This is a genomic window from Gordonia hirsuta DSM 44140 = NBRC 16056 (genome assembly GCF_000333015.1).
Classification (GTDB): domain Bacteria; phylum Actinomycetota; class Actinomycetes; order Mycobacteriales; family Mycobacteriaceae; genus Gordonia; species Gordonia hirsuta.
In genome coordinates this window covers 1-19,716 of record NZ_BANT01000019.1, presented here as the reverse complement: position 1 = coordinate 19,716, position 19,716 = coordinate 1, and the positions used below count along the sequence as shown (strand labels likewise).

At 68.8% G+C, this 19,716-nt stretch carries 22 protein-coding genes and 1 tRNA gene; 12 read left to right on the top strand and 11 right to left on the bottom strand.

Annotated features, from left to right (window positions below; genetic code table 11):
• The first annotated feature begins 12 nt into the window (after positions 1-12).
• Positions 13-1,878: an ABC-F family ATP-binding cassette domain-containing protein gene (locus GOHSU_RS08025; protein WP_005939483.1), complete on the top strand. Its 1,866-nt coding sequence runs from the start codon at positions 13-15 to the stop codon at positions 1,876-1,878.
• A 7-nt stretch (positions 1,879-1,885) separates the two neighbouring features.
• On the opposite strand, the gene GOHSU_RS08020 is transcribed toward GOHSU_RS08025, so the two are convergent.
• Positions 1,886-3,160 carry an adenylate/guanylate cyclase domain-containing protein gene (locus tag GOHSU_RS08020; protein WP_005939480.1) on the bottom strand — a complete coding sequence of 425 codons (1,275 nt, stop codon included), beginning with the start codon at positions 3,158-3,160 and terminating at the stop codon, positions 1,886-1,888.
• Positions 3,094-3,981: an SGNH/GDSL hydrolase family protein gene (locus tag GOHSU_RS08015; protein ID WP_005939477.1), complete on the bottom strand. Its 888-nt coding sequence runs from the start codon at positions 3,979-3,981 to the stop codon at positions 3,094-3,096. Before GOHSU_RS08015 ends, GOHSU_RS08020 begins: the two co-directional genes overlap by 67 nt.
• 177 nt (positions 3,982-4,158) lie before the next feature.
• Here GOHSU_RS08015 and GOHSU_RS08010 point away from each other — a divergent pair, with 177 nt between their 5' ends.
• Positions 4,159-5,163, top strand: coding sequence for an enoyl-CoA hydratase/isomerase family protein (locus GOHSU_RS08010; protein WP_005939474.1), 1,005 nt, complete (start codon positions 4,159-4,161; stop codon positions 5,161-5,163).
• Between the two features lie 17 nt (positions 5,164-5,180).
• On the opposite strand, the gene GOHSU_RS08005 is transcribed toward GOHSU_RS08010, so the two are convergent.
• The 3 genes from GOHSU_RS08005 to GOHSU_RS07995 all read right to left on the bottom strand — a co-directional run bounded on the left by GOHSU_RS08005 (position 5,181) and on the right by GOHSU_RS07995 (position 8,576).
• A complete protein-coding gene (locus GOHSU_RS08005; protein ID WP_005939471.1) occupies positions 5,181-5,876 on the bottom strand; it encodes a hypothetical protein in 696 nt (231 codons plus the stop codon).
• Positions 5,876-7,495 (bottom strand): peptide chain release factor 3, encoded by a 1,620-nt coding sequence (locus GOHSU_RS08000; RefSeq protein ID WP_005939469.1) that lies wholly within the window; start codon positions 7,493-7,495, stop codon positions 5,876-5,878. Before GOHSU_RS08000 ends, GOHSU_RS08005 begins: the two co-directional genes overlap by 1 nt.
• Before the next feature lie 61 nt (positions 7,496-7,556).
• Entirely contained in the window at positions 7,557-8,576 is a 1,020-nt protein-coding gene (locus GOHSU_RS07995) for a beta-ketoacyl-ACP synthase III (RefSeq protein WP_005939467.1), read from the bottom strand.
• Between the two features lie 60 nt (positions 8,577-8,636).
• Between GOHSU_RS07995 and GOHSU_RS07990 the strand changes: the two genes are divergently transcribed.
• A complete protein-coding gene (locus GOHSU_RS07990) occupies positions 8,637-8,963 on the top strand; it encodes a thioredoxin family protein (RefSeq protein WP_024332521.1) in 327 nt (108 codons plus the stop codon).
• A gap of 32 nt (positions 8,964-8,995) precedes the next feature.
• On the opposite strand, the gene GOHSU_RS07985 is transcribed toward GOHSU_RS07990, so the two are convergent.
• On the bottom strand, positions 8,996-10,117 hold the full coding sequence (locus GOHSU_RS07985; protein ID WP_005939462.1) for a beta-ketoacyl-ACP synthase 3: 1,122 nt from the start codon (positions 10,115-10,117) through the stop codon (positions 8,996-8,998).
• Between the two features lie 348 nt (positions 10,118-10,465).
• Here GOHSU_RS07985 and GOHSU_RS07980 point away from each other — a divergent pair, with 348 nt between their 5' ends.
• On the top strand, positions 10,466-11,305 hold the full coding sequence (locus GOHSU_RS07980) for an SGNH/GDSL hydrolase family protein (RefSeq protein WP_024332520.1): 840 nt from the start codon (positions 10,466-10,468) through the stop codon (positions 11,303-11,305).
• A gap of 65 nt (positions 11,306-11,370) precedes the next feature.
• Here the strand turns inward: GOHSU_RS07980 and pth are convergent, their stop codons facing one another.
• Both pth and GOHSU_RS07970 read right to left on the bottom strand, forming a co-directional pair.
• Positions 11,371-11,931 (bottom strand): aminoacyl-tRNA hydrolase, encoded by a 561-nt coding sequence (gene pth, locus GOHSU_RS07975; RefSeq protein ID WP_024332519.1) that lies wholly within the window; start codon positions 11,929-11,931, stop codon positions 11,371-11,373.
• An 8-nt stretch (positions 11,932-11,939) separates the two neighbouring features.
• Positions 11,940-12,563 carry a 50S ribosomal protein L25/general stress protein Ctc gene (locus GOHSU_RS07970; RefSeq protein WP_005939455.1) on the bottom strand — a complete coding sequence of 208 codons (624 nt, stop codon included), beginning with the start codon at positions 12,561-12,563 and terminating at the stop codon, positions 11,940-11,942.
• A gap of 155 nt (positions 12,564-12,718) precedes the next feature.
• Here GOHSU_RS07970 and GOHSU_RS07965 point away from each other — a divergent pair, with 155 nt between their 5' ends.
• Complete coding sequence (locus tag GOHSU_RS07965; RefSeq protein WP_005939453.1) at positions 12,719-13,216, top strand: limonene-1,2-epoxide hydrolase family protein; 498 nt, start codon at positions 12,719-12,721, stop codon at positions 13,214-13,216.
• A gap of 39 nt (positions 13,217-13,255) precedes the next feature.
• Here the strand turns inward: GOHSU_RS07965 and arsC are convergent, their stop codons facing one another.
• Positions 13,256-13,603, bottom strand: coding sequence for an arsenate reductase (glutaredoxin) (gene arsC, locus GOHSU_RS07960; RefSeq protein WP_005939451.1), 348 nt, complete (start codon positions 13,601-13,603; stop codon positions 13,256-13,258).
• 35 nt (positions 13,604-13,638) lie between these two features.
• Here arsC and GOHSU_RS07955 point away from each other — a divergent pair, with 35 nt between their 5' ends.
• A complete protein-coding gene (locus tag GOHSU_RS07955) occupies positions 13,639-14,196 on the top strand; it encodes a hypothetical protein (protein ID WP_005939448.1) in 558 nt (185 codons plus the stop codon).
• 7 nt (positions 14,197-14,203) lie between these two features.
• On the opposite strand, the gene GOHSU_RS07950 is transcribed toward GOHSU_RS07955, so the two are convergent.
• Positions 14,204-15,181 (bottom strand): ribose-phosphate diphosphokinase, encoded by a 978-nt coding sequence (locus GOHSU_RS07950; RefSeq protein WP_005939444.1) that lies wholly within the window; start codon positions 15,179-15,181, stop codon positions 14,204-14,206.
• Entirely contained in the window at positions 15,178-16,647 is a 1,470-nt protein-coding gene (gene glmU / locus GOHSU_RS07945) for a bifunctional UDP-N-acetylglucosamine diphosphorylase/glucosamine-1-phosphate N-acetyltransferase GlmU (protein WP_024332518.1), read from the bottom strand. Before glmU ends, GOHSU_RS07950 begins: the two co-directional genes overlap by 4 nt.
• Before the next feature lie 84 nt (positions 16,648-16,731).
• On the opposite strand from glmU, the gene fabG reads away from it, so the two are divergent.
• The 6 genes from fabG (at position 16,732) to GOHSU_RS16740 (ending at position 19,422) form a co-directional block, all read left to right on the top strand.
• A complete protein-coding gene (fabG, locus tag GOHSU_RS07940; protein WP_005939439.1) occupies positions 16,732-17,487 on the top strand; it encodes a 3-oxoacyl-ACP reductase FabG in 756 nt (251 codons plus the stop codon).
• 114 nt (positions 17,488-17,601) lie between these two features.
• A tRNA-Gln gene (locus GOHSU_RS07935) sits at positions 17,602-17,673 on the top strand.
• A gap of 163 nt (positions 17,674-17,836) precedes the next feature.
• Positions 17,837-17,962: a hypothetical protein gene (locus tag GOHSU_RS17320; protein ID WP_281169720.1), complete on the top strand. Its 126-nt coding sequence runs from the start codon at positions 17,837-17,839 to the stop codon at positions 17,960-17,962.
• Positions 17,959-18,264 (top strand): hypothetical protein, encoded by a 306-nt coding sequence (locus tag GOHSU_RS07930; protein ID WP_005939437.1) that lies wholly within the window; start codon positions 17,959-17,961, stop codon positions 18,262-18,264. Before GOHSU_RS17320 ends, GOHSU_RS07930 begins: the two co-directional genes overlap by 4 nt.
• Entirely contained in the window at positions 18,261-18,527 is a 267-nt protein-coding gene (locus tag GOHSU_RS07925) for a hypothetical protein (RefSeq protein ID WP_005939435.1), read from the top strand. The genes GOHSU_RS07930 and GOHSU_RS07925 overlap by 4 nt, the downstream gene beginning before the upstream one ends.
• Before the next feature lie 553 nt (positions 18,528-19,080).
• Positions 19,081-19,422 (top strand): hypothetical protein, encoded by a 342-nt coding sequence (locus GOHSU_RS16740; protein ID WP_081597751.1) that lies wholly within the window; start codon positions 19,081-19,083, stop codon positions 19,420-19,422.
• Positions 19,423-19,716 lie beyond the last annotated feature (294 nt).

The window sequence follows — 19,716 nt, the reverse complement described above, 5'->3', positions numbered from 1 at the left end:
GGAGCTGGTCTGATGGCGGGCACCAATACCTCGCTGGTGATCGCTGAGAAGGTGAGTAAGAGCTTCGGCATCAAGCCGCTTCTGGATCAGGTCAGTGTCGGGGTGCACCAGGGTGAACGCATCGGTGTGGTCGGCCTCAACGGCGGCGGCAAGACCACGTTGCTGGAGATCCTGGCCGGCATCACCGAACCGGATTCGGGCCGGGTCTCCCGGGCCGGCGGCATCGAGGTGGTCACCGTGACCCAGCGCGGAGAACTGCCGGCCGGGTCCACGGTGTCGGAGGTGGTCCTGGGTGCGGGCGCGGCCGAACACGAGTGGGCCGCCGATCCGCGGATCCGCGGCATTCTGGCCGGCCTGGGTGTGGACGAGCTGCTCGAGCGGGACGTCTCGGCCCTGTCGGGCGGACAGCGCCGCCGGGTGGCGCTGGCGGCCGCCCTGATCACCGACGCCGATCTGCTGATCCTGGACGAGCCGACCAACCACCTGGACATCGAGGGCGTGCACTGGCTGGCCGATCATCTGCGGTCCCGGCGCAGTGCGCTGGTGGTGGTGACCCACGACCGCTGGTTCCTCGACACCGTCGCCCAGCGCACGTGGGAGGTCCATTCGGGCCGGGTGGACCAGTACGAGGGCGGCTACAACGACTGGGTCTTCGCCCGCGCCGAGCGGTCCCGGCTGGCCGATACGGCCGAGGAACGACGACGCAACCTGGCCCGCAAGGAACTGGCTTGGCTGCGCCGCGGCGCCCCGGCCCGGACCTCCAAACCCAAGTACCGGGTGGAGGCGGCCGAGAAGTTGATCGCCGATGTGCCGCCGCCGCGGGACACCGTGACGCTGTCGGCCTTCGCCAAGCGCCGGCTGGGCCGGGTGGCGATCGAACTGGAAGACGCGCAGGTGCACGCGCCCGACGATGCCGACGGCACCCCGGGACGGGTGCTGCTGACCGACACCACCTGGCGGCTGGCCCCCGGTGAACGGATCGGCCTGGTCGGAGTCAACGGCTCGGGCAAGACCACCCTGCTGCGCGCCTTGGCCGGGGAGGTCCCGGTGACCCCGGGCCGGCGCATCGTCGGCAAGACCGTCGAACTGGGCTGGCTCCGGCAGGAGCTCGACGACCTGGACGAATCGTTGCGGGTGCTCGACGCGGTGGAGGAGGTGGCCGGGCACGTCATGCTCGGCGACAAGGAGCTGTCGGCCAGTCAGCTGGCCGAACGCCTCGGTTTCTCCCCGGCCCGCCAGCGGACCCCGATCGCCGACCTGTCCGGTGGGGAGCGGCGCCGGCTGCAGTTCACCCGGGTGCTGATGGGCGAACCGAACGTGCTGCTGCTCGATGAGCCGACCAACGACCTGGACATCGACACCCTGCAGCAGCTGGAGGATCTGCTCGATTCGTGGGCCGGGACGCTGGTGGTGATCAGTCACGACCGCTATCTGATCGAGCGCATCTGCGATTCGACGTGGGCGCTGTTCGGCGACGGCAAGCTCACCAACCTGCCGCGCGGTATCGACGCCTATCTGGAGCGCCGGGCCGAGGAAGCGGCCAAGCCCGCGCCGAAGAAGAGCGGTACGACCCCGGGGGCCGCGACCCCGGGTGCCGCGGCCCCGGGCCGCACGGCAGCGGCCGGGGCGGCGGGCGGATCGGGTGGCACCGCGGGTATCAGCGCGGCCGAACACCAGAGTGCCCGCAAGGCCGCCGCCCGGGCCGAACGGCAGTTGGAGAAGCTGAGCACGCGCGAAGCCCAGCTGCATTCGGCCATGGTCGACGCTGCGGTGGATCCACAGCGGCTGACCGAACTGAACGAGGAGTTGCAGCAGGTGCTGGCCGCCAAGGCCGACGCCGAGATGGCGTGGATGGAAGCCGCCGAGCTCCTGGAGTAGCGGCCGGCTACCGGGCGGCCGGATCGGCTCTCTCGGACTCGAGGAACCAGGTGTGCTGCGGCTGTTTGCCCTTCACCTCGACGACGCCGCGCTCGGTGAAGACGAAGCGATCGGCCAGCCGGTCCCGGACGTCCTGGGGCACCTGAATCTTCCCCGGAACACCGGTGCTCTCCATCCGGGAGGCCAGGTTCACCGCATCGCCCCACACGTCGTAGAAGAACTTCGTGGAACCGACCACCCCGGCCACCACCGGCCCGCAGGCCAGACCGATGCGCATGGGCACCTGCGCGCCCTGCGCGGTGCGCACCTGTCCGCACTCGCGGCGCATATCCAGGGCGAACCGGGCGAGCGCGGTCAGGTGGTCGTGCCGCGGCTCGGGCACACCGCTGACCACCAGATAGGCATCGCCGGTGGTCTTGATCTTCTCCAGGCCGTGGCGTTCGACCAGGGCATCCAGGGCGCTGTAGAGGCGATCGAGAAAGGCCACCACCTCTTGCGGAGACAGCCGGCTCGACATCGCCGTGAACCCGGCGATATCGGCGAACAGGATGGACGCATCGTCGTACCCGTCGGCGATCTCCGGGTGCGCCGGATCCTGCAGACGTTCGGAGACGCTGCGCGGCAGGATGTTGTCCAGCAGCGCCTGACTGCGCCGATGCGCCTGATCGAGGGTCAGTTCGGCCTGCTGGATCTGGTAGAGGCCGTACCCCATGACCGCCGCGCCCAGTCCGCCGGCGACGACCGCGTTGACCACGAAGCCGCCGCTGAGCAGCCAGCCCGGCGCCACCCCGGTGTCACCGGGCACGGTGAAGTTGAGCACCGTCACGCTCAGGGGGCACAGCGCCACCAGCCCGATCGTCAGTCCGAGCTTGCCGATGCCCAGGACCATCGGGATACCCGCGGCCATCGCGAAGAAGTAGAACAGCAGGCCGGTGTCGGTGCCCAGCTGAATGCACAGGGTGCCCAGGGTCGCAGTGGCCACCGCGACGAAACCGAGTGCCGGGGCCAGCGCCGCGATCCGGTGCAACTGCGGCACCACCAGGAAGACGAGCGTCACCATCAGGTTGACGACCCGGACCTGGGGCGGACCGTCGAGCAGAAACGAGGCGATGCCGAAGCCGAGACTGACCGTCGCCGCGGCATAGGAGGCCAGCGCGATCAGCCGATGTCCTCGCTCGACGAGCGGGGTCGTCGTACCGGGTGCCCGCCAGTGGATCAGCGGATGATGACGCGTTCGATCAGCCGCGCGATCTCGGTCGAACCCTTGTGGTTGAAGTGCCACTTCAGGGTGCCCTTCTCATTGGTCTCACCCTCGTACCATGCCCCGGAACGGTTGCACGCGTCCTTGCCTTCGGACAGGTTCTGCACATCGATGAAGGAGCCGTCGACGCTTTCGGCGACGGTGCGCAGCACCGTGTTGGCGCGTGCGAAGACCCCGCGCATCCAGGCCGCATCGCCGTCAGGCAGGGGCACCGTCGGATAGCAGCCGCGCTGTCCGATGAAACCGCCGAGCCCGACCATGACGATCTGGGCCTGCGGTTGTCTGGCGCGGATGGCGGCCAGGGCGGCGGAGGTCTCCCGCTCCATCACCGCGATGCGGGAGGTGACCCGGGCGTTGAGGGCGGCGTCGGACCGGCACCGGCGGTCCTGGCCGGCGCGGTCGATCAGGCACTTGGCCAGGATCGGACCCCACTGCATATCGTTGCCGCCGATGCTGATGGTGAGCAGCTGGGCCCCGGCCGGAACCCGCTGGATCTGCGGCTGCCGGGTGTAGACGCGGGTGGGCTGCGGAGTGGACCACAGGTTGGCGCTGGTGGCGCCGGCGCAGGAGGTGTCGGTGAACATCCGCGGTGCGAGTCTGGCCCGCAGGATCTCCGGATAACTGTCGGCCGACCGCAGGCAGCCCAGGTAGTAGCCGAGCGTGGGGGTGCGGTGGGTGCCCGAGGCGCGCGAATCGCCCATCGCGACGTAGGCGCCGCCGGTGTACGGGCGGACCGTGGTGAGGCCCTCCGGTGCCGAGGCGGCCGGGGCGGCGGGGCCGACGACCAGGGTCGCGGTGGCCAGCAGGGTGACGGCCAGGGCCGCGGACAGACGTCGTCGCATCTCTTCTCGCACTCTTGTCCAGGTGGGCCGCTTCCCCGCGGTCCACACAAGATGAGAAGTATGCCCGCCTGTGACAGAAGTGGCTAGTGAGGTTATCGGACGGCGACCGAACCGTGACCTGAGCCGGGAGTCGAGCAGCTGCCCGGTCCGCGGGGTGTCTGCGCTAGCGTGAGGCGCATGTCCTTTATTCGCACCCAGGTGAACAACGGTGTCGGCGAGATCATCCTCGACCGGCCCAAGGCCCTCAACGCGCTCGATCAATCGATGATCGACGATATGTACACCACCCTGATGCAGTGGGGTGACGACGACGAGATCGAAACGGTGCTCGTCACCAGCGCCAGCGATCGGGCGTTCTGCGCCGGCGGGGATATCCGCGCGATCCGTGAGCACGCGCTGGCCGGCGATACCGCGGCGATCACCGGCTACTTCTCCAGCGAGTACCGGCTCAACCAGCTCATCGCCGAATACCCCAAGCCCTACATCGCGCTGATCGACGGTGCCGCGATGGGCGGGGGTTTGGGCATCTCCGTGCACGGTGAACTGCGCGTGGTCACCGAGAACGCTCTGATCGCCATGCCGGAGACGGCGATCGGCTTCTTCCCCGATGTGGGCGCCACCTACTTCCTGCCGCGGCTGCCCGAAGGCGTCGGTCTGTGGCTGGGGCTGACCGGTGCCCGGCTGCGCGGCGCGGACGCCGTCGCGGTGGGATTGGCCACGCACTTCGTCCCGGCCGCGGAGCTGCCCGCGCTGGCCGACCGCATCCGCGCCGGCGTCCCGTTGGGGGAGGTGCTGGCCGACCACCGCGATCCGGTGACCACGGAGCTGCCGCTGACCAAGATCGCCGGCTATTTCCCCGCCGACGCCGAACCGGTCAGCATCCTCGGCGGCCTGCGCGGAGCCGTCGGCGACGACTGGGCCGCGCAGATGGCCGATCTGCTCGAGGCGGCCTCACCGACCAGCCTGGACGTGACCGCGGCACTGCTGGCCGCCGGGGCGGAGTCGTCGTTGGGGCAGTGTCTGGACCGCGAACTGCACGCCGCCGAGCAGATCACCGGCGATCACGACTTCGCCGAAGGCGTGCGCGCGGTGCTGGTGGACAAGGACCGCGATCCCGCGTTCTCCCCGGCCACCCTCGACGGGGTGGACCCGGCGGCCGTGGCCCGCATCGTCGGAGCCTGAACGGTCCGCACGAGGTTTCAGCGGCGCAGCTCGAACCATCCGCTGAGCGCAGCGCCGGCCGGCCGGGGCACCGTATCGTCGAGCTCGTAATCGACGTCGTCGCTGGGGGCGAACTGGTTGGGCGCCGGAGCGGCCGCCGGGCACTCGAAACGCCCGCCGGCACCGGTCGCGGTGACCTGCGTCAGCAGCAGCGAACAGCCGGCGGCGGCATAATAGGTGCCGCCGATCGCGGCGCCGACGCGGGCGTCGAGCGGATGATCCAGCGGACCGACCCGCGGAATGAAGCCGTTGCCCAGGGCCGGCAGCAGGCCGCCGGTCAGCGCCACCGAGTCGAACTCGATCTGCGCCCCCTCCCCGTGCGGGCCGGCGAAAGTGAACAGCAGGGTGTCCGGAGGGACCTGCGGGTCGGCGGGGCCGGATTTGGTGAACTCCACGCACAGTGGCGGCGTGCCGTCGAACGGTGTCACCGCGATATGGATCGACCCCTTCGGATAGTCCAGCCCGTACCCGGTGCGCACTATCGGTCCGGTCGGGGGCGTCGCCGCACAGGCCGCCAGGTCGTGCGGGACGGCCGGTGCGGGCGGGACCGGGATGGGTGCACTGGTGGCCGGCCGGTCGGCCGCATGCGGCGGCGTATCGGCCGACTCTCCGCAGCCGGTCAGCAGGAGGGCGGCCGCGGCCGTCGCCGCTGTGGCAAGGTGCCGGCGCCGCATCAGTCCGTGGCGGCGACGAGAGCCGCGAGGGTCAGATCCGGGAACTCCTTCTCGATGAACTGCAGCCGCCACTTGTCGCTGAACAGGGCCAGCAGCACCCCGTCGCTGCGGGTGAACACTTCCACACCGCGCTGGCGCGACAGATCAGCGGCGCTGTCCTCGTCGGTGCGGCGGGCCAGCGCATAGCCCAGCGGCTCCAGAATGGTGTCGACGTTGAACTCGGCCTTCATCCGGGCGGTCACCACTTCGAACTGCATGGGCCCCACGGCCGCCAGGACGGGGGAGGCATCGCCGCGCAGATCGTTGCGCAGCACCTGCACCACGCCCTCGGCGTCGAGCTGATCGATGGCCCTGCGGAACTGCTTGTATTTGTCGGCGGTGGTCACCCGCAGCGCCGAGAAGTGTTCGGGTGCGAACGACGGAATCGGCGGGTACTGCACCTTCGGATCGATGTACAGGGTGTCGCCGGGCGCCAGCGCCATCGCGTTGACCAGACCCACCACATCTCCGGGGTAGGCGGTGTCGACGGTGGAACGGTCGCGCCCGAAGACGGCCTGGGCGTACTTGGTGGCGAACGGTTTACCGGTCTGTGCGTGCGTGACCACCATGCCGCGCTCGAACTGGCCGGAGACGATCCGCATGAACGCCAGCCGGTCGCGGTGGCTGGTGTCCATCCCGGCCTGCACCTTGAACACGACGGCGCTGAACGGGTCGGTGACCGTGCGCTCCGCGCCGTCGATGCCGGTGCGCCCGGCCGGGGCGGGAGCGAACTCGACCAGCGCCTCGAGTAGCTGGCGCACCCCGAAGTTGAGCATCGCCGAGGTGAAGATCATCGGTGAGGTCTGTCCGGCCAGGAACATCTCCTGATCGTGGTCCTGGCCCAGTTCGCCCAGTAGCTCACTCTCCTCGACCGCGGCGATCCACGCATCGCCCTGCGTCTCCGCGGCGGTGGCGGCGTCGACGATCTCCTCGGGTGCCACCTTGGCACCGCCGGCGGTGCGGCTGAACTTGATGAACTTCCCGGTACGACGATCCAGCAGGCCGCGGAAGTCGCCGGCGATACCCACCGGGACGAACAGCGGGGTGGGGATCAGGCCGATGCGTTCGGTGATCTCGTCGATCAGTTCCAGCGGAGTCTGGCCGGGGCGGTCCCATTTGTTGATCACGGTGATCACGGGGATGCCGCGGTGGCGGCACACCTGGAACAGTTTGAGCGTCTGCGGTTCGAGCCCCTTGGCGGCGTCGATCAGCATCACCGCGGCGTCCACGGCGGTGAGCACCCGGTAGGTGTCCTCGGAGAAATCCGCGTGGCCAGGGGTGTCGACCAGGTTGATCACATTGGGCTCGTCACCGGAATGCTCGCCGTCGTAGGCGAACTGCAGGGCGGTCGAACTCACCGAGATGCCGCGCGCCTTCTCCATCTCCATCCAGTCCGAGACGGTGGAGCGTCGTCCGCCCTTGCCGTGCACCGCACCGGCCTCGCTGATCATCCGCGCATGCAGGGCCAGCGCCTCGGTCATCGTCGACTTACCGGCGTCCGGATGGGAGATGATCGCGAAGGTACGACGGCGCCTGCATTCGCGCGCGACGGCGCCTGATCCGAAACCCTCTGAACTCACCTGTCCACGGTATCCGGTGCCCTCGAGAACCCGCGAATTCCGTACCGGCGCCGGCCGGTGGTCACTCGAAGGGGATCGGCGGCATCTTGACCACCTGGGCGGCGTAGCTCAGGCCCGCGCCGTATCCGAGGAGCAGCGCGGTGTCGCCGGGTTTGGCTTCGCCGGTGGAGAGCATCTGCTCCATCGCCAGCGGGATCGACGCTGCCGAGGTGTTGCCGGTGTTCTCGATGTCGTTGGCGATGCGGGTGGTTTCGGGGAAGTGCAGGGACCGGGCGAGCAACTCGTTGATGCGGCTGTTGGCCTGGTGCGGGACAAAGACGTCGACGTCGGCGGCGTCGACCTTGGCCACGTCCAGGGCGCGCTGGGCGGCCTTGCCCATCTCGAAGGCGGCCCACCGGAACACCGCGGTGCCCTCCAACCGCAGGTACGGGCGTGCGGCGTGGTCGTCGCCGTCGAGGAAGGTGATCCAGTCGATGTCCTGGCGGATGGCGTCGTACTGGCTGCCGTCGCTGCCCCACACCACCGGCCCGACCTCCAGCTCCGGGGTGGGCCCCAGCACCACCGCACCCGCGCCGTCGCCGAAGATGAAGCAGTTGGTGCGGTCGGTCATGTCCAGGGCCACCGAGAGCTGCTCGGCGCCGATCACCAGCACATTGGTGGCGCTGCCGCCGCGCAGCATATCGGCGGCCAGCGCCATCCCGTAGCCGAAGCCGGCGCAGCCGACGGTCACATCGAAGGCCGGTACGCCGCCCGCGCCCAGTTCGGTGGCGATCTTGGTGGCCCCGGCCGGGGTCAGCAGCAGATGGGTGTTGGTCGCCAGGATCACCGCGTCGATGTCGCTGCCCGAGAGCAGGGCGTTGGCGATGGCCTTGCGGCCTGCGGCGATCCCCATCTCCACCACGTCTTCGTCCCGGCGGGCGAAGCGGCGGGTCTTGATCCCGGTGCGGGTGTAGATCCACTCGTCGGAGGAGTCGATCAGTTCGCAGATCTCGTCGTTGGTGACTACACGCTCGGGCCGGTAGGCGCCGATTCCGCGGATACCGAAGGCGTCGATGCCGGGGGTCTGGGAGAATTCAACCATGTCTTCAATGTCTCACGCGCCGACCGGATCGCGCAGTGTGTCTACGCATCGGGGGGCTGAATGAGCAGCTCGGCCGTGGCGGATCTCGGGAACCATTCGATCGGCGAGGTGCTGCGCAGTGAGCGCCCGTCGCTGGTGTATTTCTGGGCACCGTGGTGCACCCGCTGCCGGGCGTTCACCCCGCAGTTCGAGCAGTTCGCCGACGACCACGGGGACAAGGTCCAGCTGCGTCGGGTCAACGCCTCCGATGAGGATGCGCTGGTGAGCAGCTACCGGGTCACCGGGCTGCCGACGCTGCTGCTGTTCGACGGCGGCACGGTGGTCCAGACCATCACCGATCCGTCGTCGAAGGAGGATCTGGAAGACCGCCTGGCCCCATACCTGTAGACCGGATATCTGTAGCCTCGGTACCGGTCGGCTCAGGCCTCGTCGATGGCGGCCAGATGAGTGGCCAGTCTGCCCACCGGCTGCTCGTCGAGGGTGTCGAAGCTGGAGATCTTCGGAGCCGGCGGCAGGGTCACCACGGCGCCGGCGTAGCTCAGGCCCGCACCGAAGCCCAGCAGCAGAGCGGTGTCGCCGCCCTTGGCCTTACCGGTGGCCAGCATCTCCTCGATCGCCAGCGGGATGGACCCGGCCGAGGTGTTGCCGGTGTTCTCGATGTCGTTGGCCATCGGCAGATCCTCGGGGAATCCGAGGTTCTTCTTCATCAGATCGTTGATGCGGGCGTTGGCCTGATGCGGAATGAACACATCGATGTCGTCGACCCCGGCACCGGATTCGGTGAGCAGCGCGGTCAGGGCCTTGGGCAGGGTCACCGCGGCCCACCGGAAGACCCGCGGGCCTTCCATGTAGATCACCATGCGGCCGACCGGATCGGTCTGCGGATCCTTGTCCTGGTACTCCACTGCGCGGGCCATGTAGGCGACGGTGTCGATGTTCTGGGCGATCGCGCTGGCGTTCTCGCCGTCGCTGCCGGAGACGACGGGGGAGATGCCGTTCTCCTCGCTGGGTCCGACCACCACGGCGCCGGCCCCGTCGCCGAAGATGAAGCCGGTGCTGCGGTCGGTCGGGTCCATGCCCACCGACATGGTCTCGGCGCCGATCACCAGCGCGTAGGTGGCGCTGCCGGCGCGGATGGCGTCGACGGCCACTCCTAGGCCGTAGCCGAAGCCGCCGCAGCCGGCCGAGACGTCGAAGGCGGCGATGCCGTTGAGGCCGATGTCCGAGGCGATGATCGGGGCGCCGTGCGGGGTGTTCGACGGCCAGCTGCTGGTGGCGAACACCAGCAGGTCGATCTTCTCCAGGTCCACACCGGAGTTGACGACGGCCCGCTCGGCGGCCTTGGTGGCGATCAGTCGCATGTCCTCGTCGCCGGAGATCCAGCGGCGCGCGCGGATACCGCTGCGCTCGTAGATCCACTCATCGGAAGAGTCCATCACCTTGCACAGCTCGTCGTTGGTGACCAGCCGTGCCGGCCGGTAGGCGCCGATGCCGAGCATCGACACATTCGGATGGCCTTGGGTAGTGACCAGCTTTGCCACGGACAGTCCTGTCTTTGTCGGGTGGACCGGCGCACCGTTCACGTCGTCCTTGTTACGGAATAGTAATCAACGCGTGGATCGAAGCGTGGGAGGCCTCGGTCCCGGTGCGATCGCGGTGTCCTGTACCGGAGCCGATTCGCGGGCCCGCCAGGTCAGCACGGGGCCGCGGCCGCCCTCGGCGCGGGCTCCCTCGATCTGGAAGGCGGCGGTGGCGGCGGCAAACGCAACTGCCGCAGGTGCTCCAACGGCAGGGTCACGGTGGGGTGGGTCACGGCGTCACGGTAGCCGATTCGATAGGCTCCGGAGGATTCGAATAGTGATTCGGGACACTGCGAGGAGTTGACTGTGATGCGTCGGGTCGGGTTGGCGTTTTCGGCGGCGATATCGGCGCTACTCCTGGTGGTCAGCATCGGTCCCCCGGCGGCGGCGATGCCCGATCCGGCGCCGCGTGGCGCCGAATACGTCTCGCTCGGTGACTCGTTCGTGGCGGTCGGTTCGCTGAGCACGGCGACCGCCCGGGCATGCAGCCAAGCCCCCGACAACGTCGGTCGGCTGGTGGCCGCCCGCATACCCGGCGTCGGTTTCGGTGACTGGGCCTGCGGGGGCGCCGATACGGCCGATCTGACCACCGTCACCGACCGCGGGCCACAGGTGCGCGGGCTGGGTCCGGACACCAGATTCGTGTCGATCTCGATCGGCGGGAACGACGAGAGCCTGTTCCTGGAACTGATGCGGAACTGCCTGATCGGAATCACCTGCACCCCGGCGGTGCGTGCGCAGGCGCAGGCGAAGGTGAACCGCCTGGGCACGAAGCTGGACAACGCCTATGCGGCCGTGCGGAAGGCGGCGCCGAATGCGCACGTCGTCGTTCTCGGCTATCTGATGATCGCGCCGAGGAACCCTGCGGGCTGCTTCCTGGAGGCCTCGGCGGGGCGGCAGAACGCTGTCTTTGCCCGCGGCATCCAGGAGCAGCTCAACCGCCAGATCGCCCGGGCGGCCGCACGTGTGGGCTTCACCATGCTCAATGAGAAGCAGCCCGACGGCCACACGATGTGCGGGGCCGACGGTCAGCGCTGGGTGGCCCTGACCGGTGTTCTTCCCGGGGAGAACGGGATTCCGGTCCACCCGACGCTGGCCGGTCGCCAGTACACCGCCAAGCTCATCGCCGACGCCTTCATGCGAGGCTGACGCACCGCGGGGTTGACGCACTGCGGGGTTGACGCACTGAGGAACGGGGGCCGCCACGGTGGGGCTCACCAGGCGTGAACGACGTTCTGTGCGCTCTCCAGGCCCTGGCGGACCAGGAGTTCGGCGGCGTCGACGCCGTTGCCGATCAGCAGTTCCACTTCGGCGCGATCGGCCGAGGGGAAGGGTTTGAGGACGTAGGCGGCCGGATCCTGGCGGCCGGGTGGCCGGCCGATACCCAGGCGCACCCGGGCGTAGTCGCGTGAACCCAGGGCCTGCGAGAGGGAACGGAGCCCGTTGTGGCCGCCTTCGCCGCCGCCCCGTTTGAGCCGCACCTGCCCGAAGTCGATATCGAGTTCGTCGTGCAGCACGATCACCTCGTCGGGGGTGACGCCGTAGTACTTGGCCAGCGGACCGATCTGGCGGCCGGTGGTGTTCATGTACGTGCGGGCCTTGGCCACCAGCACCGGCTGGTCTCCGATGCGGACGGTGGCGACCTCGGCACCGGACTTGCGGTGCACGGTGTATTTCTCGCCGTACGAGAAGACCAGGCCATCGGCGACCATCGCGCCGATGTTGTGCCTGGTCTTCTCGTAAGCGGGACCGGGATTGCCCAGTCCGACGATCAGGGTGGGAATTACTCCGCGGCTTCCTCGCCGGCGGCGCCCTCGGCACCCTCTGCGGCCTCGTCCTCAGACGGCTCGGCGATCTTCTTCTCCTCGTTCACCGAGGTGACCAGCAGGTCCTCCGGCGAGACCAGGGTGACGCCCTCGGGCAGCTCCAGCTCGCCCGCGGTGATGTTGGTGACCGGCTCGAGCCCCTCGATCGAAACGACGAGGTGGTCGGGGATGTTCAGCGCGTCGGCCTCGACCTCGACGCTGCTGGCATCCTGAACCACCAGACCGCCGGCGGGGCCGGTCTCGCCCTCGATGATCAGCGGAACCTCGACGATGACCTTCTCGCCGCGACGGACGATCAGCAGGTCGACGTGCTCGATGTAGTTGCGGACCGGCTGAACGTCGACCTGGCGGGTCAGCGCCAGCTGGCTCTCGCCGTCGATCTGCAGGTCGATCACGGCGTTGGTGCCGTGGCCGCGCAGGATGGCGGCCAGTTCCAGCTTGGGCAGCAGCAGGTGCTTGGGGTCTGCACCGTGGCCGTAGAGCACGGCCGGAACCAGACCGGCGCGGCGGGCGCGGCGTGCGGCGCCCTTACCGGTCTCGGTCCGGTCGGTGGTCGAAAGCTTGGGGGTCTGCGTCGACATGAGTCTCTCCTCGTTCGGTAGTGGTCACACGGCAGACGACGGCCGAGACAAGGCAACCACCCGGCGAACGGGGGACGATCCGTACTCAGTCGCGCCGATAACGGTGAATCGATTCACCCTCGCCGAGACAACGGCAGCAAGATTAGCATGGCGTCATGACCTCACGGAAACCTGAAGAACTGGTCACCAGCTTCTTCGCCAACCTCGCCCGCGGCGACGTCGACGCCGCCCTGGCCGATACGGCCGAGAACATCGTCTACACCAATGTCAGCCTGCCGACGGTCCGCGGGAAGGCGCGCTTCGCCCCGCTGATGCGGCTGCTCAACGGGCGCCACATCGCCTTTGACGCCCAACTGCTGGCCATCAGCGCCGACGACCAGGGCGTGGTACTGACCGAGCGCTACGACGAACTGCGGATCGGGCCGCTGCGCATGCAGTTCTGGGTGTGCGGGCGCAATGAGGTCCGCGACGGCCAGATCGTCGTATGGCGCGACTACTTCGACTTCTTCAACTGCACCAAGGGACTCGTCCGCGGGCTGGCGGCGCTGGTGTTCCCGCGCCTGTTGCCGCCGCTGCCGGATGCCCTGAGCCGGATGGATCTGGACCGGCCGGGAACGAACCGGCTGGAAACGAACCCGGCCCCGCAGAACTGAGTTCGACGGGGCCGGGTTCGACGGGGCAGACCCGGAGGGTCAGAGGATGTCGTCGATGCCGCCGCCGATGGGGCGGTTGAGCCGCGTGCCCTTACCGGTGACCACGATGGGGCGCTCCACCAGCACCGGGTGCGCGACCATCGCATCGAGGATCTGATCGTCGGTGGCCTCGGCCAGATTCAGTTCCTTGTACAGCGCCTCGCGCTTGCGGACCGCCTGGCTGGGGGTCAGTCCGGCATCGGCGAACAGCTGTTGCAGCTGTTCCCGGGTCCAGCCGAGGTCCAGGTACTTGATCACGGTCGGCTCGATGCCGGCCTCACGCATCTGCTCCAGGGTCTTGCGGGAGGTGGAGCACCTGGGATTGTGGTAGATCGTGGCGTCGTCCATGGCACTACCGTACCGCTCGGGTTAGCGTCGTAGACATGCGTGCGGTGGTGGTGCTGATCGGGCTGATGACGGTCGTGGCCGCGGGTGCGTTCTGGGCGCCGGCACCGGCCCGGGCCTGCAGTTGCGCGATGCCGGCGCCGGAGACGCTGGTGGAGCGGGCGCCGCTGGTGGTGGTCGGGACCCCGGTCGCGGCCGAGCCGATCGAGGAGCCCGCCGATGCACGGTTCGACATCCGGTACCGGGTCCAGGTCGCCCGCAGTTACAGACAGGCGGTGCCGCAGCAGCTCTGGGTGGTGTCCTCGTCGCAGGGTCCGGCGTGCGGACTGCTTCCGGAACTGCACACCGAGCGGATCTTCGTGCTCGCCGGATCCGGCGACCAGTGGTCGGCGACCTCCTGCCAGAACCTGGGTGTCACCGCGCAGACGCTGCGCGTGGCCGGTGCACCGCTCGCGCCGTTACCGGGCGAAGATGTCGTTTCCGATGCCCAGCGAACGACGACGGCGACGGTCTCAGTGACCGTCGCCGTCGTGGTGGCGCTGGGGGCCGGTGCCGCCGGCGCGTGGGCGCTGTGGCTGCGGCGGCGTCGTACCTGACCCGGGCTCAGGCGTTGCCGTCGAACAGGCTGGTGACCGAACCGTTCTCGAAGACCTCACGGATGGTCTGCGCCAGCAGCGGCGCCATCGACAGCACCGTCAGCTTGTCGAAGCGCTTGTCCTCGGGGATCGGCAGGGTGTCGGTGGCGATGATCTCCTTGGCGCCGCAGGAGGCCAGCCGCTCGGCGGCCGGGTCGGAGAAGACGCCGTGGGTGGTGGCGATGATGACGTCACCGGCCCCGTCCTCCTTGAGTACGCGCACCGCACCGGCGATGGTGCCGCCGGTGTCGATCATGTCGTCGATCAGCACGCAGGTCTTGCCCGCCACCTCGCCGACGACGCGGTTGGACTTGATCTCGTTGGGCACATCGGGATCACGGGTCTTGTGGATGAAGGCCATCGGGGCGCCGTCGAGCGCGTCGGCCCACTTCTCGCCGACCTTCACCCGGCCGGCATCCGGGGACACCACGCAGATGTTGTCGGTGCCGTAGTTGTCGCGGACGTACTGTGCCAGCTGGCCCAGGGCGTGCATGTGGTCGACGGGGCCGTCGAAGAAGCCCTGGATCTGGTCGGTGTGCAGGTCGACGGTGATCACCCGGTCGGCGCCTGCGGTCTTGAGCAGGTCGGCGATCAGCCGGGCGGAGATGGGCTCGCGGCCGCGGTGCTTCTTGTCCTGCCGGGCGTAGGGGTAGAACGGCAGGATGGCGGTGATGCGTTTGGCCGAACCGCGCTTGAGCGCGTCGATCATGATGAGCATCTCCATGATCCACTGGTTGGTGGGGAAGGGCATGCTCTGCAGCACGAAGGCGTCACTACCGCGGACCGACTCCTCGAAGCGGACGAAGATCTCGCCGTTGGCGAAGTCACGCGCGGTCTGCGGAGTCACCTCGACACCGAGTTCGGCGGCTACCGCCTCGGCCAGTTCGGGGTGAGCGCGGCCGGAGAAGAACATCAGGTTCTTCCGCGCGTCAGTGGTCCACTTCATGAGCTGCTCTCTTCCTGGGCTGTTCGGGCGGCCTGCGCCGCACGGCTGGTGGGGCGCTTGGTGAGCACCCAGTCCTCGATGATGCGCTGCGATCCGGAGGAAACCGCCAAAGCGCCGGGCGGGACGTCGTCCCGGATCACCGAACCGGCTCCGGTGTAGACGCCGTCCCCGATGGTGAGTGGGGCGACGAACATGTTGTCCGAACCGGTCCGGCAGTGCGAGCCGATCACGGTGCGGTGCTTGTTCTCACCGTCGTAGTTAACGAAGACGCTCGAGGCGCCGATGTTGCTGTGCTCGCCGATCTCGGCGTCGCCGACGTAGGTCAGGTGCGGGACCTTGCTGCCGGCGCCGATCTGCGCGTTCTTGGTCTCGACGAAGGTGCCGATCTTGCCGTCCTCGCCCAGGACGGTGCCGGGGCGCAGGTAGGCGAACGGTCCGACCACCGCGCCCGGGCCGATGACGGCCTGGGAGCCGTGGGTGCGGATCACCTGTGCGCCCTCGCCGATGGTGACATCGGTCAGCGTGGTGTCCGGGCCGACGACGGCGTCGAAGCCGATCGTGGTGTGACCGTGCAGCTGGGTGCCGGGCAGGATGCGGGCGTCCTGTTCGATGACGACCTCGGCGTCGATCCAGGTGGTCGCCGGATCGACGACGGTGACGCCGGCCAGTTGATGGCGGCGCACGATCCGGCGGTTGAATTCGGCGGCCAGTTCGGCCAGCTGGGCCCGGTCGTTGCAGCCGGCGACCACGACCGGATCGTCGACCACGTAGGCGCGGACCACCCGGCCGGCGGCGCGGGCGATGGCGACCACGTCGGTCAGGTAGAACTCGCCCTGCGCGTTGTCGGTGGACAGACCGGCCAGCGCCTGACGCAGAACCTGTGCGTCGAAGGCGTAGATGCCGGCGTTGACCTCGTCGATGGCCAGCTGGGTCTCGGTGGCGTCCTTGTGTTCGACGATGGCGGTGACCTCGCCGTCGGTGCGCTCGATCCGGCCGTATCCGGTGGGGTCGGCGACGGTGAAGCTGGTCAGGGTGACCGCCGCGGTCTGGCCGGCGGTGTGTGTGGCGATCAGTGCGCGCAGGGTTTGCGCGTCCAGCAGCGGGGCATCGGCGACGGTGACCAGGACGGTGCCGTCGAAGTCGTCGGGGATCGCCGTCAGTCCGGCGCGGGCGGCGTCGCCGGTGCCCAGGGGTTCGGCCTGGACGGCGATCTGGATGGGGCGGTGCAATTCCTCGGCGACGCGCTCGATCTCGGCGATCACGCGCTCGCGTTCATGGCTGACCACGCCGACCAGGTGCTGCGGAAGCACTCCGGCGGCCCCGTGGAGGGCGTGGCTGACCAGCGATCGGCCGGCGATCTGGTGCAGGATCTTGGGGGTCTTGGACCGCATCCGAGTGCCGGCGCCCGCCGCAAGGACTACGACGGCGAGTTGCCCATTGGTCGGGCCGCTGGGCCTTCCGGTCATTCGAATACCTCGCGGGACTTGATCGTGGTGTCGCAATGTCAACGTGCCGGTGAAATCCTACGCAATCACAGTAGGGTTCCCAGCATGAGCACACAGAAAGTAGCCATTGTCACCGGAGCCGCCCGCGGGATCGGCGCCGCCACCGCCCGCCGTCTGGCCGAAGACGGGATGGCCGTGGCCGTCCTGGACCTGGAGGCCGCCGCCTGTGCGGACGTGGTCGATGCCATCACCGCCGCCGGCGGCCGCGCCATAGCCGTGGGCTGCGATGTCGCCGACGAGGACGCGGTGGCCGCCGCCGTCGACCAGGTCACCGCCGAGTTGGGCGCACCGACCGTGCTGGTCAACAACGCCGGTGTGCTGCGGGACAACCTGCTGTTCAAGATGAGTGTTCCCGACTGGGACACGGTGATGGCCGTGCACCTGCGCGGCGCCTTCCTGATGAGCCGGGCCTGCCAGCGGCACATGCTCGACGCCGGCTGGGGACGCATCGTGAACCTGTCGAGCACCTCGGCTCTGGGTAACCGCGGTCAGGCCAACTACTCGGCGGCCAAGGCCGGACTGCAGGGCTTCACCAAGACCCTCGCCGTCGAACTGGGCAAGTTCGGTGTCACCGTCAACGCCGTCGCCCCCGGTTTCGTCGAGACCGACATGACCCGGGCCACCGCCGAGCGCATCGGTGTGCCGTTCGATGCCTTCCTGGATGCCATGGCGCAGGAGACCGCGGTCAAGCTGGCCGGCCAGCCCGACGACATCGCCAACGCGGTGTCGTTCTTCGCCGACGAGCGTGCCCGCTATGTCAGCGGCCAGGTGCTGTACGTCGCCGGCGGCCCCAAGGCCTGACAACCGATCCGGGCTGCCGCTCAGCGGTAGCCCGGATCTCCCGGCCTGGGTCGGTCCGTCGTGGACGCCGTCGGGCAGTGGGAAGCCCCTGTGGCACAATCGAACCGGTAGTAATCCGCCGTGGTGTAATCGGCAACACTCCTGATTTTGGTTCAGGCATTTCAGGTTCGAGTCCTGGCGGCGGAGCAGCGTATAAGCGCAGGTAGGGACGTTTTTGATCCCTACCCGAATCGCCCTCGTGCGATAAACGTGCAATAAGTCACCGGTTCGAACGGTCTTCGGAGACGAGTCGGCCCCGGTAGGTGTTCACAGCACCAACCAGGGCCTACGACACACCGGAGAGCACCCGATGCACCGTCACCCGATTCTAGCCGCGACCGCGATAGCGGTCGGCACGATCGCCACCTACTACGCCCTCATCATCTTCTTCACCGCCGCGCACGCGCTCGGCTGGTACGCCGGAGCCACAGCATGACCGCCGCCCGGCTCACCGCCCACCAGGCCGTCGAGGCCCAGACCGCCCGCGAGATTCACGCGGCCGCATACGCACGACTCGGCCGCGCCCGGCGCCGCGGATTCACCGCCGCCGACCTGACCGACTTCTCAGACGCGATGCGCGAAGTCCAGGCCCGCGAGAACGCGATGCGGCGCCGCTGGTGGCCCACCGCAGTCTCCGTCCAGGTCGGCACGCTCGGCGAAGCCGTCGAGGTCCTGGTCTACCCGACCACCGACCCGACCGACGCCCACCTGCTCACCCTCGAGGCGGCCCAGCAATGACCACCCCGACGACGTACCGGGTCACCGTCACCGCCGACGGCATCGCCGAGCTCGGCGTCCAGATCGACGACGCCACCCTGATCACCCTGACCACCGGACCCGGCGCGGGCGGCGACGCCCGACCGATCACCATCCAGATCGGCGACGCCGCCCCGGTCGCACTCACCGCGGACCAGGCCGCAGCCCTAGCCGACCAACTCGTCGAAGCCACGAACGGCATCTACGCCGCCCGCGGCGACAACGGCCCCGACCAGCAGCCCTAACCCCCGCAGCAGTCCTGACCCGTTCAAAGCGGTCAGCCGGAGGGCAGCAGCCCGGCCAGGACACCAAGCGCGCACCCACCATGCAGCGGTGCGCCCGTCGCTATTGCCGAGTCCGACGCAAACCGACCGGCGGCCAGTAGCCCAGTCCTACGCCTGGCCCGTAGGCCACCCGAGCAGCGCGCGCAACGGTGCCACAGCTTCGCCTTGCCGGTCACCGGTGAGGCTATGAGCCGTGGCCTTACGCGGTCTAGGGCGCGGGATCCGTGGGAGCTTTGGGCATGGGGACAACGACACCGGCACCGTTAGGTGCTCCGCTGGTCTGATCCCAACCCGATCACCGGAGAGCCGCAGATCGACCGAACCACCCAGCACCCGCGAGTTCGGAACGGCACGCCTTCGGTTGCCTCGAGAGGAACGCGCCGAGGTAGTCGCCTCGCTTCGAGAGTCTGGTCTATCTACCCGCGCGATCGCCGCCGCAACCGGCGTGAGTGCAACGACCGTTAAGCGTGAGGTCGCTACTGGTCCAAATGGACCAGTAGCCGAGGTGACCGGAATGAACGGCAAGACGTACACGCCGACCGCACCGCAGCGGCCGGCACCGGACCCGCAGCCAGCACCCGAACCCGCACCGCAGCCGGCACCGGAGACGCCGCCCACGTTCACCTGCCATTCCTGCCAGCAGTCGCACCCGATCGCCGCCGACACGCCCGAGCAGCCCGCAATGGAACCGAACCGACCGGCGCAGCGTCTAACCGTCATGGATCCGTTCTACCTCGAGCACTACGACGCCCTAGCCGAGCTCGGCCTCGCCGACGACCCCGAAGCATGGCAAGCCCTCGACACCATCCGGCAGATACTCGCCGCCTACGGAGCCCAGACCGCCCTAAGCCGCTAGAACCACCGCCAGCGGCCGAGTAAGCCGTGCGCCAAGGGAGAGAGACGCAAGCCTCACCGGCCCGGAGTCTTGGTGGTGGCCCCCTGAATATTTTTGACCCCCGCCCCTGGGAGGTCTTCGCAGGTCGGAAGGGTTGCCGGTCGGTCGGAAGTTACCGTCGCCTAACTTGTCCGGCGGTGAGGTTGGCGGCGTAGCCCGCGATGTCGGCGAGTTGTCGGGCGGCGTGTTGGTCGAGCCAGAGGACACCGGCGATGTCGAGGCGGATGCCGGAGGGCCGGTTGAGGACGCGGATTG

Excerpts from the sequence above, each read along its gene's own strand:
- GOHSU_RS08025 (WP_005939483.1), top strand. The coding sequence starts at position 13 with ATGGCGGGCACCAATACCTCGCTGGTGATCGCTGAGAAGGTGAGTAAG.
- GOHSU_RS08015 (WP_005939477.1), bottom strand. The coding sequence starts at position 3,981 with ATGCGACGACGTCTGTCCGCGGCCCTGGCCGTCACCCTGCTGGCCACC.
- GOHSU_RS08010 (WP_005939474.1), top strand. The coding sequence starts at position 4,159 with ATGTCCTTTATTCGCACCCAGGTGAACAACGGTGTCGGCGAGATCATC.
- GOHSU_RS08005 (WP_005939471.1), bottom strand. The coding sequence starts at position 5,876 with ATGCGGCGCCGGCACCTTGCCACAGCGGCGACGGCCGCGGCCGCCCTC.
- GOHSU_RS07995 (WP_005939467.1), bottom strand. The coding sequence starts at position 8,576 with ATGGTTGAATTCTCCCAGACCCCCGGCATCGACGCCTTCGGTATCCGC.
- GOHSU_RS07990 (WP_024332521.1), top strand. The coding sequence starts at position 8,637 with ATGAGCAGCTCGGCCGTGGCGGATCTCGGGAACCATTCGATCGGCGAG.
- GOHSU_RS07980 (WP_024332520.1), top strand. The coding sequence starts at position 10,466 with ATGCGTCGGGTCGGGTTGGCGTTTTCGGCGGCGATATCGGCGCTACTC.
- GOHSU_RS07970 (WP_005939455.1), bottom strand. The coding sequence starts at position 12,563 with ATGTCGACGCAGACCCCCAAGCTTTCGACCACCGACCGGACCGAGACC.
- GOHSU_RS07965 (WP_005939453.1), top strand. The coding sequence starts at position 12,719 with ATGACCTCACGGAAACCTGAAGAACTGGTCACCAGCTTCTTCGCCAAC.
- arsC (WP_005939451.1), bottom strand. The coding sequence starts at position 13,603 with ATGGACGACGCCACGATCTACCACAATCCCAGGTGCTCCACCTCCCGC.
- GOHSU_RS07955 (WP_005939448.1), top strand. The coding sequence starts at position 13,639 with ATGCGTGCGGTGGTGGTGCTGATCGGGCTGATGACGGTCGTGGCCGCG.
- GOHSU_RS07950 (WP_005939444.1), bottom strand. The coding sequence starts at position 15,181 with ATGAAGTGGACCACTGACGCGCGGAAGAACCTGATGTTCTTCTCCGGC.
- glmU (WP_024332518.1), bottom strand. The coding sequence starts at position 16,647 with ATGACCGGAAGGCCCAGCGGCCCGACCAATGGGCAACTCGCCGTCGTA.
- fabG (WP_005939439.1), top strand. The coding sequence starts at position 16,732 with ATGAGCACACAGAAAGTAGCCATTGTCACCGGAGCCGCCCGCGGGATC.
- GOHSU_RS17320 (WP_281169720.1), top strand. The coding sequence starts at position 17,837 with ATGCACCGTCACCCGATTCTAGCCGCGACCGCGATAGCGGTCGGCACG.
- GOHSU_RS07930 (WP_005939437.1), top strand. The coding sequence starts at position 17,959 with ATGACCGCCGCCCGGCTCACCGCCCACCAGGCCGTCGAGGCCCAGACC.
- GOHSU_RS07925 (WP_005939435.1), top strand. The coding sequence starts at position 18,261 with ATGACCACCCCGACGACGTACCGGGTCACCGTCACCGCCGACGGCATC.
- GOHSU_RS16740 (WP_081597751.1), top strand. The coding sequence starts at position 19,081 with ATGAACGGCAAGACGTACACGCCGACCGCACCGCAGCGGCCGGCACCG.